Below are 16,172 nucleotides of genomic sequence, written 5' to 3'. Positions count from 1 at the left end.
CACCTTTTTCGCCGCCAAGCCGTGATGGGCCAAGCTTCGGCGATGAGACCCGCGGTCGGACCAGGAAGCGACCCGGGTGAACGTCAGGCGGTCAACGAAGCTCCGTTGTTTCATGGCGTCGGTCTATGCAGACCCGAGTGAAACACAATAATACCCTCGTTTTACCAAACAGCGCGTTTATGACAGCACCCTTTCGCTGAACTCCGCTTCGCAGTACGGCGGGCTGGTTCAGGAAGCGGCGGGGAGCTTGAGCTATTGGGGCATGTTTGCGACGTCGGCCAAGGTCAGTGCCTTGTATATCACGTGCAGCCGGGCGGCATTTTCCTCCACCGTCGTGGTGAAGCCGGCCTGTTTGCGGCGCTGGTTCACCTGCGCCGGCTGCTGGATGGGCCAGATGAAGTACGTGTTGTGGGGGTCACTGCGGGCCTGCGTGCCGTACACCTGCTCCTTGCCCTCGAACATAAGTTGGCGGTCCAGCATCGTGGCATAGCGCGAAAAGGGCAGTTCTCCGGCTTCAGCGGCGGCCTTCATGAGCGGCAAGTACTGGGGGATGAGCGCTGGGGCGTGCTGAATGACGTACCACGCGGCCTCGTTGGTGGGAATGCCCACCAAGGACCTGCCAGGGTAGCCGTACTGCGTCAGAATGGCCTGCACGCGCGCCAGGTTCGTGGCGTCCGTCCGCACCATATGGGTCATGATGGCCTGGTTGAGCTGGTCCTTCGCAACGCCCAGTACCTTCGCCAGCGAATCCGGCCGACGGGTCAGCCGCGGGTCAAACAGCATGGCCCGGTAAAGCTGGTCGACCTCGCAGAGGCTATCCAACTCGTGCTTGAGCCGAAGGTTGGGGCTGATTTGTGCCGCCGCCGGCCAGGCCAACCCGCTGAGTAAGGCCACATACAGCAAGTTCTTCATGCCAGGAAGGTAAGTAAATCCTCCAATTTATGAACTAAGCGCGTTTAGCGTCTGACCGTTTCGCTGAACTGACTGATTTGGTGAGAGCTCAGCATTAAGTTTGTCTGCGAATCTTCCCCCTACTGTTCCGCCTCCGCTTCTGTCCCGCGTGCTAAAATGCCCTCTCCTTGGCCTGCACTTCCTTGGTTGGCTCCTGCTCGGAGGGACGGCCTGCGTGGCCCAATCCGCGCCTCCCCAACCCTGCGGCTGCACCCAGGACTTTGATTACGTCGTCAATTATCTGGAGCGCAACCTGCCGGCTTACGCGCACGACGTCACTGCCCTGACCCGCCCTGCCTATGAGCGGTTGAAGCGCCGGCTCCGCCGGGCATCGGCACGGGCGAAAAAAGAGTCCCATTGCTTGCCGGTGCTCGTGGCGTACGTGGAGTTCTTCCACGACCAACACACCGACATCAGCGGCGCCACCCGCCCCGGCGTGAACGACCGGGATGCGACGGCCGTCCAGCGGTTTCAAACCGGAGCCGTCTTTCAACAGGCTGAAACACGCCGGCCCCGGCTGGCCCGGACCTATCCCCTCGCCGCTATCGAAGGCCGCTACCAGACGGTTGACAGTACCTATGTCGTACAGATTCAGCCTTCCCGCACCCGCTTTCGGGATTACGTGGGCGTCATCGTCACCTCCCGTACCCCGCTGTGGCGGACGGGGCAGGTGAAGCTGGAACTGCAACGCTTACCCGGGGAATCGCGGTACCGGGTTATCCAGTACAACCGCAACCATTCGGCGAGCTGCCTGGGCGACGTTTTTCAGGAGCAGGGCTACCTGCGCGGCACCAGCTGGCAGAAGGTGGGCCAGCCAACATCCCCGCCCGTCGCCGGTCCCCTGGCCTACCGCGCCCTCACGGCGAAGACCGCGTACCTGCGCCTCCCCTCCTTTGACGGGGGCTTGCGGACACAACTCGATTCTGTCTGCCAGCAAGTCGCGGCCCGACCGCCCCAGAACCTGATTATTGACGTGCGCGGCAACGGAGGCGGTGCCGATGATGCCGTGGTGCCCTTGGTCCCGTTCCTGTACACCGCCCCGTTCCAAGACGACCAGCGGGAAGAATACTACGTGACGCCCGACAACGTGGCGCGGCTGACGGAGTATTACCGCCGCATGCAACACGACTCGGCGGACTACGGCGCGGACGCCTTGCAGCGGGTGCGGACCACACTGCGCTGGTTGCACCACGTGCCGGCGGGCCAGTTCCGGTCCGACCCCACCGTGCCAGTAAAGACCTTCACCGGCATCGTCGGCCGCCCGGAGCGGGTCGTCATTCTTTACGACCGGGGATGTGCCAGCACCTGCGAAACGCTCTTGTTCTGGGCCAAGCACTCCACCAAGACAACGCTGGCGGGTGAGAATTCTGGCGGCTTCGTGGGCTACGGCAACGTTTTCTCGCTCCCCACGCCGTGCTGGGGCTTACAGTTGAGCACCACCACGCTGCGCCTGCCGAATCAGGTTGCCTACGAGGCCGTCGGCGTCGCGCCGGACGTGCGCCTGGCCCGAGACGAGGACTGGCTGGCACAGGCCCTGCGGTTGCTGGAAAACCCCTAGACCCGCTCGGACCGGTCAGACAATCGCTCCTATTTTTGAACGAAGCGTGTTCAAGGCACGACCGTTTGAATATACAGTGCCTTGAAATTGTTTCTATGCAATTAAGGTCTTATTTCGGTCTGTTTCCTTGCTCTTTATCCCATGGCTGTTTTTCGGCATCCTCGTTTCTGGCTTCTCGCGTTCGCCGGGATAGTCGTGGCGTGTGAACCGATAGGCGTCGCCCTGGAGGCAGAACCGGAGCCCGGGACTGTCTACGCGCTGGACAACGACTTGGCCGACAACGCAAATCCTCCCCTCAGCTTGCGGCGGGTGGAGCAGTCTACCGGCGATACCCTGCTGAATGTGCGCGCCTACGACCGGCACGGCCGGCTCGTGTTCAAGTACTACCGGCAGTATGTGGGCCCATACTGGCCGGGGGGGTACCTCACGATGATTACCGGCAACGTGTACGCCGGCAACCGCTTGGTGCGCCGCTACGAGCTGCATTCCAACGTGGGGGTTAAAATCACGGACTACGACTACAGCTGGTGGGGGCGTACCGTGCGCGAATACGTGCGGGAGACACCCGACGACCCCAGTTCCCTCACCGTGAACACCAACCCGTTTCGGTCCATCGTCCGTCTCCAGGACCTGCCGGCCGTCCTGCACTCCCCGCTGGTGCAAGCGGTACAAGCCACCGGCCAGCCGGCGCTGTTTACCAAGCGCCGGTACGGCGTCGGCGTCGTGCTCCAAGAAGTCCTATTCTTCGACGAACACGGCGAAGAGCGTACGCGGGGTGCCTACACCTACAATGCGCGGGGCCACTGCGTCGCGTACGTCACTACGGACCGCGGAAAACGCGACCAACGCACGCGATACGCCTATGACCGGGCCCACCGGCTCGTCCACGCGCTCACGCTCAGTGCCCGCAACGATACGTCTGCCCTACTGGCCTACCGGTATGATGCAAAGGGACGACTCGCGGAAGAATTACGTTTCGCCGGCCATTCGTCCTTTCCGACGCACTCGGCCGAGCCCGAAGACCAGTTCATTCGCCGCCATTTTGCCTACACAGCGGACGGGCGCTTGCGGCAAGTGGAATCGGCCGAAGTCGTGTTCAAGCGCCGGTGCGCGTTTGCCTGTGATGCTTGGCAGGAAGAGAAGCGGGAGCGCACGCGCTTTCGACGCAACGCAGCGGGCTATGTGGCCGAGGAGGTCACGGATTCGAACGATGACAGGAAGCGGACACGTAAGAGTTATCGCTATTGCTATCGATTTGGGGAAAGCAATAATCTCCTTGTCTGCTACTTTGAAGGTTTTCCTAGACCACAAGCAGCTTTCACAGCTGCCATTCCGCCTTCAGAACCGACATCACGATTTTATCGTGGAACAGGCCGTTGCGACAGCAGGCCGCTCGCAGGCGCCCCTCCACCACAAAACCGGCGTTGGTATACGCTTTCACGCCGCCCAGATTCGATTCGGAAACCGTGAGCATAATGCGATTGAGCCGGTGCACGGTAAATCCCAGGGTGAGCACCTGTTTCGTCACCGCCGTGCCCACCCCTTTCCCCCAATAGGCTTTCTCCCCAATCAGGATGAAATATTCGCCCGACTGGTTGGTGGTGGAAAGGTTCGAGAGGCCCGCGTAGCCAATCAAAGCGTTAGTTTCTTGCAGATAGATGCCGAGATTGATGCTTTTCTCATCCTGTAAGGTCGCCGCGAACCAGTGGTCAATCTGCGCCGGCGTCTTCATCGCTTGGAAAGCGGACAGCGAATAGTGAATGACGTCGGGGTCGCCAATCCACGGGTAAAAACAGGCGCCTTCTTCCGGCTGCATGGGGGCTAGTTTAATCATCGCAGGGTTTTCAGCGAAGGTAATATGCTCCTTCCATTGAACGGAGCGCGTTTACGGCAGGACCGTTTAAGTGAACTACCCCAGCCAGCTTGGTTCTTTGTCTGGGGTACCGGCCAACGCTGTTCACGGGTTCGAGGCCTCAACGATTAGGCTCAACATGTCGACCGAAACCGGGCCACAGCACCTTGCTTAACCAACCGTATCCCTGCGGCTTATTTCCGCTCGAACGCTCTTTAGGTTTTGGGAGTTTTTGTGAGCAATCCAACAAGCAAAAAGCAGCAGCATACCCGTCAGGGCAAACCCTTTATGATGGGTCGCAGACCAAACAGCGAGACCAATCACCACCCCAATGACCAGCGCCGTGATGGTTTTTTGCGCTTTCATTTTTTTCTCTTCTGCCTCTAATTCTTCCCGTGTCATTTTAGCGTGGTCTTTACTGGAGGACCTAGCCGCCTGTGTGGCACTGAATAGCTCCTCAGCCCGTAGTTGAGGCTTAAATCGGTTGAAAAACCCCATAATCGTACCTGTTGAGCGTAGACTGAGTGGTCTGGTGGAGCACCAAAATTAGCTTATAGCGTGTTTGGGAATTGGGCAGGGCAAAAAGAAACGAGCCAGTAAGTTGGGGCAGGAGTTCGTAGGCTCCGGTTCGCATTATGGTTGACGGCTATCAACCCCTCACTGACTCGCAGTGGCAAGTTATTGCGCCCTTGCTGCCGCTGCAACGGAAGCGGCGCTTGTGTTTGCGCCAAGTTGTTGACGCCCTGCGCTACGTGTACCGCACCGGCTGCCAGTGGCGCAGCCTGCCAGCTTGTTTTCCGCCCTGGTCGGCCGTGTACCACTATTTTGCCCGATGGCAAATTACCGGCCTGCTGCAACGGCTCAACGAGGCCGCCAACCGCGCCGACCGGCTGGCGTGTAACCGCCGGCCCACCCCGTCCCTGGCGCTGGTCGATGCGCAAAGCGTCAACCAGGCCCCGCGCCTGAACCAGCAGCGGGGCCTCGACGCGCACAAGCGCGTTAACGGGCGCAAACAGCAAGTGCTCTGCGACACGGGCGGGCACATTTGGCGCGTGCTTGTACACGCCGCCAACGGCCACGATAGCCGGGCGGCCCGGCCCTTACTGCCAGCGGCCAAGCGGACCCGTGCTGGCCTATTGTTTTGCCAAAAGTGGGTGCCGGCAGGCAAGCCGCCGGCCGGGGGCCAGCGGTGAGCGAGCTAAGAGTGACATAACCCGTTTTCGTGCTGGTTTGGGTTCCGTAGGCTGCGGGCCTGTAACGAAACCATGTACGAGCCAGGAGCTGCGCATTGGTGCACGGGATGCTGCTGGGTGGCCGTGCCCCCGTCGCCAAACGACCATTGCCACCCTACCGGCGCGTATTGGCTGGTATCGCGGAACTGCACCAGCCCGTTGCACGCGGCTGGCAGGTCTGCCACAAAGCCGGCACGCGGGGCCACCGGTGGCGGCAGAATAACTACCGTATAGTCCTCTGTCTCGCCCAGTACGGACGCACGCACGCAGCCGCCGGCAAAAACCGTGTGTAAGGGCTGATTGATAACGGCCCGCATCCGTGTAGCGCCGGCCATGGCACCGGGTGGGACGCGAACAGGGAGTTGATACGGATGGCTACCCCGGTGCAGAGGCATTCTGCGCCCCCAGGCGCACCTCGTACACGCCCATTGGCCAGCGCGGGCTACCTCTTGAATTAGTAGTGCAGGAGGAATCGTGCATTGGGCACGGCCGGAGCACATAAGCTACTATCCGGAGCCCGGCGAACGGTTGTCCCGTGCGGCCGTATAGTTTATCAGCTGGATTTTTTCAGCGAATACCTCACACTTACTCCTCCGCGTTATGGATAATTTCATTCGTTTAATTGCCTCGCCCGGTGGCCGGGCGGCCCGCATTGCCATCGGTACCGGTCTGATTGGGACGGGCCTGGCCATGGGCCGGAAAGGCTGGGCGTTATCGGTACTGGGCCTGGTGCCGCTTTCCATGGGAGCTTTCGACTGGTGCCTGCTGGCCCCGCTCAACGGGCTGCCTTTTGACGGGCCGCAGGTGCGCGCCATTCTGGGAGCCGGCCCGGCCGATTCGGCCCGGTAGCCTGCGCCTGCGGCCGCTGGTATATCCCGTGGCGGCTGAAACCAACATGCCACCTGCCCGCCCTGCTCTCAACCGGAGCGTTAGGGCGGGCAGGTGGCATGTTGGGTCTGGGGAGAAACAGGCCGGGCCGGCTGAGGCAATGTAGCCGTCAGGCAACCACAAACGTGTCGTGCGGATGCACCACCAGTGGGTGGTGCTGCGCCAGGTAGGCGCGCATGGCCGCTATGGTGTGGTGGCCGGTTTGGTGGCGGTGGCGGCCAAACCGGTGGGGCACGCCCTGCGAGGTAATGAAGGCCGCCGTATAGGTACGGGCCAGGTCCAGGGCCTGGCCTTGCACAAACACCGCTTGCAGGCGGCTGCCCTTGGGATTTTCTGCCTTGTAATAAGCTTTCATGCCCAGGGTCCGCTTCACGTAGCCGCCCATCTGGTGCAGCGGGTTTTGGCTGTAGGTGCCTTCGAGGTTCTGCTCGAGCATCACTTGCAGCTCGGCGCCGGTAAGCTCCACGGTTTCAATTTCGGGGTCCATCGGCACTAGGTCATATAGGTCGCTGAGCAGCACTGGGCCGGGCGCGATGGGCGCGCCGTAGCGCCAGCCGTTGGAAAAATACAGGTCGGCGGGCACCAGGGCCTGCAGGCTGGCCAGCAAAAAATCATCGGCCGGGCACTCGACTGCCGTAAGGCGGTGCAGGCCGGTAGCCGTGGTGCCCACCACTTCATCCAGCGCGGCAAACGGGACCAGGGCCGCGTCGATGCGGGCCTGCAGGGCCGCATCGGGTGCGATGTGCTCGCCGATTTCATGCAGCTCGTGCGTATGAGAAACCACGCGGCCCTGCTCCACCGTGAGGATGAGGCGTCCCAGGAAAGAACCGTGGGCCCCGGATTGAATCACGAGCGCACCGCCGGCTACAAAAGGCGTATACAGGCGGTTGTGGGTGTGGCTGCTCAGGCACACGTCGATGCCGGGACAGCCTTCGAGCAGGGCTACATCCTGTGGGAAGCCGCAGTGCGAGAGCAGGATAATTACGTCGGCGCGCTCTTCGGTGCGCAGGCGCTGCACGTGGCCCGGCAGCTCGACGGCCCCATTCGTGAAGCGGAGGCCGGTGCTGAACTGGGCCGGCATGGTTTTGTCCACAATGGGGCAAGCCAGCCCGATGATGCCCACGCGCAGCCCCGCCGTTTCCAGCAGCAACGTGGGCGCATAGGCCAGCGCGCCGCCTTCCTGCTGGTAGACATTGGCCGCCAGCAGCGGGTAGTTGAGCTGGCTCACCAGCTCATTGAGCCGGGCCGGGCCGTAGGCAAAATCCCAGTGCGCGGTCATGGCGGCGATGCCCAGCTCATTGAGGATGGGGGGCAGGATGCCGCCCTCGGTGGCTACCACCGGCCGGGTGCCGTGGAAGGTGTCGCCGCCATCAAAAAACAGGTGGTGAGGATATTGCTCCCGCAACTCGCGCAGGAGCGTGGCAATGCGGGAGTAGCCGCCGCAGCGGCGGTATTCGAGCCCTGCCGGGCCAAAAAAAGCTTCCTGGTGCAGGTTCAGGTAGCCGTGCACATCGTTTAGCTGAAACAAGGTGAGCGTGGTAGCCATAGCACAACAGAAAGAGGTGATGAAGATGCCGCGTTAGCCGGCGGCCGGCCAAAGTGGCCGGGCAATGGCCGGCTGCCCGGCGAGTGCAGGGTGCCCGCAGTTACCAGCCGCCACGGGTGGGCAGTACATGCGCCGGCGGATAACCAGCGCCGAGAGCACCGTGAGCCCGCCAATGGCCGCCAGCGCCGATGGCAGCCCGAAAGCATCGGCCAGCAGGCCGGTGAGCAGCGCCCCGATGGCATAACCTGCGTCGCGCCAGAGGCGGAAGATGCCTACGCTGCGCGCCCGCTGCGACGCCGGCGCAAACTCGGCCACGGCGGCCAGAAACGTGGGATACACCAATGCCGTGCCCGCGCCGAGCAGCGCCGCCAGCAGCAGGAACACCGGGTAAGTTGAGGCAAATAGCATGGCCAGCAGCACGGCGCCCTGCAGCAGCATGCCCCAGAACAGCAGGTCCTTTTTGCAGAGCCGGTCGGAGAGCGGGCCGGTCAGGAGCTGGCCCAGGCCCCACACGGCCGGGTACACGGCGGCCACGGTGCCAATCTGCGTGAGAGTGAAGCCTTTGGTGGCCAGCAGCAGCGGCAGCAGGCCCCACACCATGCCATCGTTCAGGTTGTTGACCAGCCCGGCCTGGGTCACGGAGCCCAGGTTGGGGTGGCGCCAGGTCACGTCCCAGAACGAGAGGCGGGGGCCCGCCGGCCCGGCTGGGGCCTGCGCCGCTTCCAGGGCTACGTGGGCGCGGGTGTCGCGCACCAGCAGGCTGCCCAGCAGGCCCAGCACCGCCAGCGCGATGCCCAGGTAGAACGGGTAGGGGCGCAGTCCGTATTCGGTGGCCAGCCAGCCCGAAGCGAAGGCAGTAGCCGCTACGGCTAGGTAGCCGGCCGACTCATTCAGGCCCATGGCCAGCCCGCGCTGCTTGGGGCCCACCAGGTCCATCTTCATAACCACGGTGCTCGACCAGGCCAGGCCCTGGTTGAGGCCCAGCAGCACGTTGGCAAAAATCACCCAGCCCCAACTGGGTGCCCAGAGCAGCAGCAGTGGCACGGGCAGCCCGAAAAGCCAGCCGATGAGCAGCAGGTTTTTGCGCCCCACTTTATTGGCCCAGGCCCCCGCGTAGTAGTTGGCCCCGGCCTTGGTGAGGCCGAATACCACGATGAACGCCAGAATGGCCGTGCGCGCCACCAGGTGAAACTCCTGCTCGGCCAGCCGGGGCAGAATGGTGCGCTCCAGCCCCACCATGCCGCCCACAAAGGCATTGACGATAACCAGCAGGGTAAACTGCCGGGCATTTTCGCGCAGGCCAAGCTGGACGGGCATGGTGAGTGGGTTGGGGAGGATTGAAATAGGGGGAGAAAACATCATGCTGAGCATGAAACAGAGCGCTCAGCATGACGGGCTTTTTTCCTTGATATCGGAAGCCGTCTACGGATGCACCAGCACCCAGCCCTCGGTCTGGCGGATAATCAGCTCGCCGTTGCCGGTGGGTACCACGGAGATGTAGGGCAGCATGTCGTCCTTGGTCAGCTTGTAGGCTTTCATCGAGTTCGCGCACTGGGAGAGGATAACGCCGGCCTGTTGCAGGGCCAGCACGTCGGCCTCGTAGGGCTGGTCTTTTTTGAACACCACCGTGCCACCGCTGAACACCACCAGCTCCAACTCCAGCTTATCCTTCAGGCGCGGGTCCTTCAGGGCATTTTGCATATTGTGCAGCGTCTGGTTGATGAGCTTGGGGTCGTTGCTATCGAGCTGATACACGGCGCGATAATGCTTTTTGGTGGCTGGCGCGCCCTCAAATGCCGCCGCCTTGGCCGCTACAGCCGCATTGGGTGGCGTGAGGACCGGAGCCGGGGTTGGGGTGGCAGCGCCCGCAGCCGGCGGAGCAGCGGGTGTGGCCGGCGTCGTCTGGGCCTGGGCGGTGCCCAGGGTGGCCAACAGGGCGGCAGTAGCGAGCAAGCGGGAAAAGGAGTTCATCGGCAGGCGGGTAAGGGGGTTAGAAATCATAGTTCAGTATCAGGTTCAGCTGGTGCATGTCCACCTTGTTCACCACGTAGCGGGTTTCGCCGTGGGTGTCGCCCAGGGAGGCCTTGTAAAGGTAGAGCAGCTGGCCCCGCAGGCCCCTGGCCCAGCCGCGAAACGGGTAGCTCAGCGAGGCGTTGAGTTGGCTGTACGACGGCATACCGTACTTGTTGAGGCGAAAATCCTTTACGTCGGGCGGGTAGTAGTGGCCGTAGCCCACTTCCGCCTTCAGGCCCGGTACGGCCGGCACGGCGTAGCTGGCCAGCAGCGCGGCCGCGTCGAGGCCGCCGAAACCCTCTTCCCGCTCGCGGGGCAGAAAGGTGTAGAACGGCTCGCGGCCCCACTCGCGCGGAAACAGAAAGCGCCCCGTGCGGGTGATGCGGGTGTAGTTGGCGCTAAGGCTCCAGGGGCCGCGCTGCGCGCCCAGACGGGCGCTCAGCGCGTGGGCCTGGCGGCCGGGCGCGCTGTAGGCCAGGCGCGGGTCGGCGTTGCCGCCGGTGCCCACCGTGCGCTGGTAGTGGTACTGCGCGCCCAGCGTGAGCTGGCCCGCCCCTACGGCCCGCCCGGTGGTCAGCTCCGTGAACAAGCTGTTGAAGAGGTTGTCGGCGTAGTAGTTCCAGGCCTGCACGCGGGTGCGGGGGCCCAGCTGCCGGCTGAGGCCCAGCACGCCCAGGCCCAGGCTGCTTTGGTTGCCGGCGTAGTCGGTCCGCTTGCCGGTTTCGTCCACGCCCGCCCGGTAGAGGCCGAGGGAATTGGCCACCGACGTCCATTCCGAAGTGGAGCGCACGGCGATGTGCGTCAGCCAGCCCGCCGTGATGGTAGTGTGGGCAAGCTCATTCACTTCCAGCCACAGGCCTTGCTCGTAGTTGGGGCTCAGGCGGCCATCCTGCGGATTGAGCAGGGGCGTGACCAGCAGCTGCCGGCCAAAGGTGGCCACCGACTTCCGCCAGCGGTAGCGCACGAACAGCTCCTCGGGCCGGCCCGTGAGCTGGCGGCGGGCGGGGTCGCTCACGTCAAACAGGCCCACTTCGTAGCGGCTCACGGCGCCGGTAGTCGCGTCGGGCGTGGCCAGGTCATTGGCGGCCAGGTTCACCCAGAAAAAGCCGCCGGCGCCCACCGAAAATCCGTGCAGCGGGGCCGTTTCGAACCGCGCCCCGGCCCCCAGGCCGTTGGCGTAGTAGTCGGGCAGGCCGCCTTGGTTGCGCGTGGCCATGAAGTAGTTGCGCACCCGGCCGTGCCACTGCCCGCGCCCGAAGGCTTCGGCCAGCGTACGGGCCGGCAGGGTGTCGGCCTTAGCGGGTTGGGGAGGGTGGGCGTAGGGCACCAGCACCGGCCGGCCGGTGGTGGGCAGGGTGGGGGCGGGCTCGGCCTGTTGCGCCCGCGCGGCGAGGGGAACCAGCAGCAGGGCGGCCACGCGGAGACGCAAGAGAAAATTCATCAGCGGGAATTAGTTGCTTTTGCCGGGGTGGGCGGCCTCAATGGGCTGCCACGGTCCGAATTTGTGCTGCTGTACTGAAAACGCATCGGCGTAGGGCCCGAAGGGATGGTCCACCGGCTTCTTGCTGATGTCGGGCCAGTCGTGCGTGGTGCGCAGGTGGGGGCGGGGCTGCGAGTTCACGAACGCCGCCACGTCCCAGGCCTGCTTGTTGGTGAGCTGGGGGTGGTCAAAGGTGGCGCCGTAGGGCATGGCCGCCTTCACGTATTTGGCCAGGTTGGTGACGCGGAACAAGCCCGCGCCGTCGTTGTAGCTGTGCGGCCCCCACAGCGGCGGGTATTGGTAGCCAGAATTGTCAGCCAGCTGCTGGCCCTGGCCGGCGGGACCGTGGCAGCTCTGGCACTTAGCCGCGAACACGGCCTTGCCAATCACCGGGTCGGCGGCCCGGTCAAGATAAGGCAGCTTCATAAAGCCCGTGCCGTACACCTTCTTGCCTTTGGGAATATCCTTCCCCAGCCACTTGATGTAGGCCACCATGGCGCGCATCTCGCGGCTGCTGTCGGCCAGGGGCTGGCCGTTGAGGCTGCGTTCCAGGCAGTCGTTCACGCGCTTCTCGATGCCCTCCACCTGGCCCGAGCGGGCGCGGAGCTTGGGGTAGGTGGCCGCCACAGCCAGGTAGTTGTTGGCGAAGCCTTGCGTGCCGGCCTGCAGGTGGCAGTTCTGGCAGTTCATGCCGTTGGTCAGGTGCAGGACGGAGCCCTGGGGCCCCAGGTAATGCGCCGTGTTCGCAATCAGCTCGCGGCCGTAGCGAATCTGGCGGCCGGCGGCCGTGCGCGGAATCAGGGCCGTGTCGGGGGCCGGGGTGGCGGGGCGGTGGTAGCTGCCGGCCGGCGGCGGGCCCTGGGTGGCCTCGTCCTCCACCGCAACGGGCGTGGACGCGGCCGGCGGCCCGTAAATTTTAGTGAGCACCACCACCAGGACCAGCACCACGGCTGCCGTCAGCAGCATCAGCAGGCGCACCAGGTGGGGCAGCTGTTGCACCCGTTCTTCCGAGGGTTTCATGGTCAGGTCAGTTTAGTGAGGGGGATGCGTTAGTAAGGCAGCTTTTCGCGCAGGGCGCTGTAGGTCCAGGTGCCGGCCAGTGCGGCCACAATCATCACGGCCGCCGCGCCCACGCCACTGCCCAGCTGGGCAAACAGGGGGCCGGGGCAGGCCCCGGTAATGGCCCAGCCCAGGCCGAAGATGAAGCCGCCAATCCAGATGCCGTGGTTGAATTTCTTATCGGCGAGCGTGATTTCTTCGCCGTCAATGCTTTTCAGGCGGTTGCGCTTGATGAGCTGAATCGAAACCATACCCACCACAATGGCCGAGCCGATGACGCCGTACATGTGGAAGGCCTGGAAGCGGAACATCTCCTGAATCCGGAACCAGCTGATGACTTCACTTTTGGTGAGGATGATGCCGAACAAGGTACCCAGCACCAGGTATTTAAAGTATTTCATATCGAGTAAGTGAGTTCAGTGGATGAGGTAGAATTGGTGGTGCGCCGGGCCAGCAAGCGTACTACATTGGCCGGGCCGGCATGGAAGCTGCCTTCATCAAGTACCACCCCCAATTCGTGATTTTCCAGCAGCGTCAGGCCGGCGAAATCGGCGGCCAGTTGGGCCGGCTCGTAGAGCAGCTCCGCCTCACGCGGGCCGCCCGACGAGAGGCCGAGCTGCCGGGGATTGAAGGCCTCCAACAGCAGGTGCCCGCCGGGGGCCAGGCTGGCCACGGCGGCCGCATGCACGGCCTGCCGCTCAGCGGGCGGAAAATGGGCGTAAATCAGCCCGATGGCATCGTAGGCGGCCGGCTGCTGCCAGGCCAGGTTCAGCAGGTCTTCCACGCGGTAGTCGAGGCGCACGCCCTGGCTGGCGGCCAGGCGCTGGGCCTTGGCGCGGGCCTCGTCGCTGAAGTCCACGGCCGTGACCTGCCAGCCCTTGCGGGCGGCGTACACGGCGTTGCGGCCTTCGCCCTCGGCCAGCAGCAGCAGGCGGCCGGGGGGCAGCGCGTCGAGTTGCCGGCGAAAATAGGCGTTGGGTTCGGTGCCGTAGGCATAGGCCTCGGCCTCGTAGCGGGCATCCCAGAAATCAGCGGCGTGCGTCATGGTCGGCAATTAAAACAGCTTCGGGTAAACCACCCAAGTCATCAACAGGCCGCCGGCAAAGAAACCGATAACGGCCACCAGCGACACCCACTGCAAATTCGAGAGGCCCGAAATGGCGTGGCCCGAGGTGCAGCCCCCGGCGTAGCGCGTGCCGAAGCCCACCAGAAAGCCCCCGAATACCAGAAAGAACCAGCCTTTCCAGTTGGCCAGGTTATCAATAGAGAACAGCTCGCGGGGCAGCAGGCCCGAAAAATCGGTGAGGTGCAGCTGCGTTTTGAGGTCGTGCATGGTCTCGGGCGAGATGCCCACCACGTCGGGGTGGCCCATCACCCGGTAGCCGATAAAGCCGCCCAGGGCCACGCCCAGCACGAACACCAGGTTCCAGATTTCGGCCCGCCAGTTGTAGGTCAGAAACGGGATACCGGCCGGCACGCAGGCCGCGCATACGTGGCGCAGCGAGGAGCTGATGCCCAGGGCCTTGTTGCCGATGAGCAGCAGAGCCGGCACCGTCAGGCCAATCAGGGGCCCGGCCACGTACCAGGGCCAGGGCTTTTGCAAAAGTTCAAGCATAAAATTCGAATCGAAATAGCGCGTCCGGCCCGGCTTGGGGCCGGACGCTGAGAAAAATAAAGGGGGCGACTACTTGGTCTTCAACGGCTCGGGCCAGTCGAGCACCCCGCCGAGCAGGTTGCTCACATTGGCGAAGCCAGCTTGCGTGAGCTGCCCGGCCGCGCTGGCCGAGCGGGCGCCGCTACGGCAATACACGTAGGTGGGCGCGTCTTTGTCGAGGCTGGCCACGCGTTGGGCAAAGTCGGGCGCGGTGACTTCGATGTTTACGGCCGAGGGCAAATGGCCCTGGGCGAATTCCTCGGGGCGGCGTACGTCGAGCAGCACCGCGCCGGGCTGGCGCAGGCCCTCGGCGAACTTTGCGGGGGTGAGGTTTTGGAAGGCGGAATCAGCAGATTTATTAAAACCGAACATGGGAGTGGGTTTTGAGTGGGATGAGAAATGAGAAGATAAACTGGCCTGACGAACACCTCACCCCCTGACCCCCTCTCCTTGGGGAGAGGGGGCACCGGTTTTGGGCGGTTCCGGCTCGTCAGGCTCCCCTCTCCCCAAGGAGAGGGGTCGGGGGTGAGGTGCCGGCGGCCGGAGTTAATGCGCCGCCTTGGCCGTCTGAAACTCCTTCACGGCCTCGCCCAGGTCGAGCACCGTGGTGTTGGGCAGGGCCGGGGCCACAATGCTGCTGCCGGCCGCCGAGCGGTAGCCGCCGGCGCAATGCACCACCACGGGCTTGCCGGCCGGAATCTCGCCCACCCGCTCGCGCAGCTCGGGCAGGGGCAGGTTGAGGGCCCCGGCAAACAGCGGCTCCGCTTTCACCTCCGAGGCATTGCGGATGTCCACGATGGTATAGTTCTCGGGGTGCTGGCGGAAGGCCTCCACGTCGATTTCGGGCATGGTTTCCTGGGTGGAAGGCGTGCCCACCAGCGCGCCCTTAATCAGTGGCTCGTAGCCAATTTTGGCCGTTTTTTGAATCAGGTCCGTCAGCGTGGCATCGTCGGCCGCCAGCAGGTAGAACGACTCCTGTGGCCCAACAATGGAACCCAGCCAGGTTTCGAACTTGCCGCCCTGCTGAATGTTGATGGCGCCGGCCGCGTGGCCCTTTTTGAACTCGGCTTCGGGCCGGGTGTCCACTACCACTACTCCGGCGGCCAACGGTGCGTCGGCGGCCAGGCGGGGTACTTTGACGATGCTCGGGGCGAAGTCGGGCGCGCCGGCTTTGTTGAGGTCCACATCGTAGCCGAAGTACTTGGGAATGAAGGGCTGGTCGGCCAGCAGCTCCTTTACGAAGGCTTCCTCCGACTGCGGGCGCAGGGCGTAGTTGCCGGCCTTTTCGGCCCCAATGGTGCTGCTGTTGGCCGAGTTGGTGGCCTTGCTGCAAAGCGAGCCCGCGCCGTGGGCGGGGTAGACCAGCACGTCGTCGGCCAGCGTCATGAGCTTCTCGCGGGTGCTGAGGTACATCTGCTTGGCTAGCTCCTCGCGCTTGGCGGTCAGGTTGCCGGCCTTTTCGCGCAGGTCGGGCCGGCCCACGTCGCCGATGAGCAGCGTGTCGCCCGTGAACACGGCCACGTCTTTGCCCTCGCGGCTAAGCACGGTGCTCACCGAATCGGGCGAGTGGCCGGGCGTGTTCAGCGCCCGGAAAGTGAGCTTGCCCACCGTGAACGAGTCTCCCTCGTCAAATGCCTCGTGGGCATATTCGGCCCCCAGCAGCTTGCTGACGCGAATAACGGCGCCGGTTTGCTGCGCGATTTCCAGGTGCGACGACACGAAGTCGGCGTGGGGGTGGGTTTCGAGCACGGCCACGATTTTGGCGTCGTGCTGCTTCGCGAAATCGTAGTATGGCTGCGGGTCGCGGGCGGGGTCCACCAGCACGATTTCGCGGGCGCAGTCGCTGAGAATGGCGTAGGAATAATGGGCGAGGCCCTTGTCTTCAAATTGCTCGATTTTCATGGTATTCGATGAGAAACGGGTGAGAGAATGGTGGGAA

17 protein-coding genes are annotated in these 16,172 nt (G+C 63.7%); 3 read left to right on the top strand and 14 right to left on the bottom strand.

The window, feature by feature from the left end; genetic code table 11:
• Positions 1–252: 252 nt before the first annotated feature.
• Positions 253–912: a DUF6624 domain-containing protein gene (locus HBN54_RS19460; RefSeq protein ID WP_168674896.1), complete on the bottom strand. Its 660-nt coding sequence runs from the start codon at positions 910–912 to the stop codon at positions 253–255.
• 214 nt (positions 913–1,126) lie between these two features.
• Here HBN54_RS19460 and HBN54_RS23890 point away from each other — a divergent pair, with 214 nt between their 5' ends.
• Positions 1,127–2,509, top strand: a complete 1,383-nt coding sequence (locus HBN54_RS23890) for a S41 family peptidase (RefSeq protein ID WP_168674895.1) — start codon at positions 1,127–1,129, stop codon at positions 2,507–2,509.
• A gap of 1,318 nt (positions 2,510–3,827) precedes the next feature.
• On the opposite strand, the gene HBN54_RS19450 is transcribed toward HBN54_RS23890, so the two are convergent.
• Positions 3,828–4,325, bottom strand: coding sequence for a GNAT family N-acetyltransferase (locus HBN54_RS19450; protein ID WP_210428121.1), 498 nt, complete (start codon positions 4,323–4,325; stop codon positions 3,828–3,830).
• A gap of 207 nt (positions 4,326–4,532) precedes the next feature.
• Positions 4,533–4,859, bottom strand: a complete 327-nt coding sequence (locus HBN54_RS19445; protein ID WP_235955609.1) for a hypothetical protein — start codon at positions 4,857–4,859, stop codon at positions 4,533–4,535.
• Positions 4,860–4,996: 137 nt separating this feature from the next.
• Between HBN54_RS19445 and HBN54_RS19440 the strand changes: the two genes are divergently transcribed.
• Positions 4,997–5,554, top strand: a complete 558-nt coding sequence (locus tag HBN54_RS19440) for an IS5 family transposase (RefSeq protein WP_168674893.1) — start codon at positions 4,997–4,999, stop codon at positions 5,552–5,554.
• Between the two features lie 5 nt (positions 5,555–5,559).
• On the opposite strand, the gene HBN54_RS19435 is transcribed toward HBN54_RS19440, so the two are convergent.
• Positions 5,560–5,928: a PKD domain-containing protein gene (locus HBN54_RS19435; RefSeq protein WP_168674892.1), complete on the bottom strand. Its 369-nt coding sequence runs from the start codon at positions 5,926–5,928 to the stop codon at positions 5,560–5,562.
• Between the two features lie 265 nt (positions 5,929–6,193).
• Between HBN54_RS19435 and HBN54_RS19430 the strand changes: the two genes are divergently transcribed.
• On the top strand, positions 6,194–6,442 hold the full coding sequence (locus tag HBN54_RS19430; protein WP_168674891.1) for a YgaP-like transmembrane domain: 249 nt from the start codon (positions 6,194–6,196) through the stop codon (positions 6,440–6,442).
• A gap of 148 nt (positions 6,443–6,590) precedes the next feature.
• On the opposite strand, the gene HBN54_RS19425 is transcribed toward HBN54_RS19430, so the two are convergent.
• The 10 genes from HBN54_RS19425 to HBN54_RS19380 all read right to left on the bottom strand — a co-directional run bounded on the left by HBN54_RS19425 (position 6,591) and on the right by HBN54_RS19380 (position 16,135).
• Entirely contained in the window at positions 6,591–8,027 is a 1,437-nt protein-coding gene (locus tag HBN54_RS19425) for a bifunctional metallophosphatase/5'-nucleotidase (protein ID WP_210428120.1), read from the bottom strand.
• A gap of 33 nt (positions 8,028–8,060) precedes the next feature.
• Entirely contained in the window at positions 8,061–9,344 is a 1,284-nt protein-coding gene (locus HBN54_RS19420) for an MFS transporter (protein ID WP_168674890.1), read from the bottom strand.
• A 105-nt stretch (positions 9,345–9,449) separates the two neighbouring features.
• Entirely contained in the window at positions 9,450–9,998 is a 549-nt protein-coding gene (locus tag HBN54_RS19415) for a DsrE family protein (RefSeq protein WP_168674889.1), read from the bottom strand.
• Between the two features lie 19 nt (positions 9,999–10,017).
• Positions 10,018–11,481 (bottom strand): OprD family outer membrane porin, encoded by a 1,464-nt coding sequence (locus tag HBN54_RS19410; protein WP_168674888.1) that lies wholly within the window; start codon positions 11,479–11,481, stop codon positions 10,018–10,020.
• Positions 11,482–11,490: 9 nt separating this feature from the next.
• Entirely contained in the window at positions 11,491–12,540 is a 1,050-nt protein-coding gene (locus HBN54_RS19405) for a c-type cytochrome (RefSeq protein ID WP_168674887.1), read from the bottom strand.
• 29 nt (positions 12,541–12,569) lie between these two features.
• Entirely contained in the window at positions 12,570–12,980 is a 411-nt protein-coding gene (locus HBN54_RS19400; protein WP_168674886.1) for a DUF6691 family protein, read from the bottom strand.
• On the bottom strand, positions 12,977–13,624 hold the full coding sequence (locus tag HBN54_RS19395) for a class I SAM-dependent methyltransferase (protein WP_168674885.1): 648 nt from the start codon (positions 13,622–13,624) through the stop codon (positions 12,977–12,979). The genes HBN54_RS19400 and HBN54_RS19395 overlap by 4 nt, the downstream gene beginning before the upstream one ends.
• A gap of 9 nt (positions 13,625–13,633) precedes the next feature.
• Positions 13,634–14,194, bottom strand: coding sequence for a YeeE/YedE family protein (locus HBN54_RS19390; protein WP_168674884.1), 561 nt, complete (start codon positions 14,192–14,194; stop codon positions 13,634–13,636).
• A gap of 69 nt (positions 14,195–14,263) precedes the next feature.
• The gene (locus tag HBN54_RS19385; protein ID WP_168674883.1) at positions 14,264–14,605 is read right to left on the bottom strand and encodes a rhodanese-like domain-containing protein; all 342 of its coding nucleotides are present in this window, start codon (positions 14,603–14,605) and stop codon (positions 14,264–14,266) included.
• A 174-nt stretch (positions 14,606–14,779) separates the two neighbouring features.
• Complete coding sequence (locus HBN54_RS19380) at positions 14,780–16,135, bottom strand: MBL fold metallo-hydrolase (protein ID WP_168674882.1); 1,356 nt, start codon at positions 16,133–16,135, stop codon at positions 14,780–14,782.
• Between the last annotated feature and the right edge of the window lie 37 nt (positions 16,136–16,172).

This window comes from Hymenobacter artigasi (assembly GCF_012275535.1).
GTDB lineage: Bacteria > Bacteroidota > Bacteroidia > Cytophagales > Hymenobacteraceae > Hymenobacter > Hymenobacter artigasi.
The sequence above is the reverse complement of the archived record's forward strand: the minus strand, read 5'-3'. Positions and strand labels throughout refer to the sequence as shown.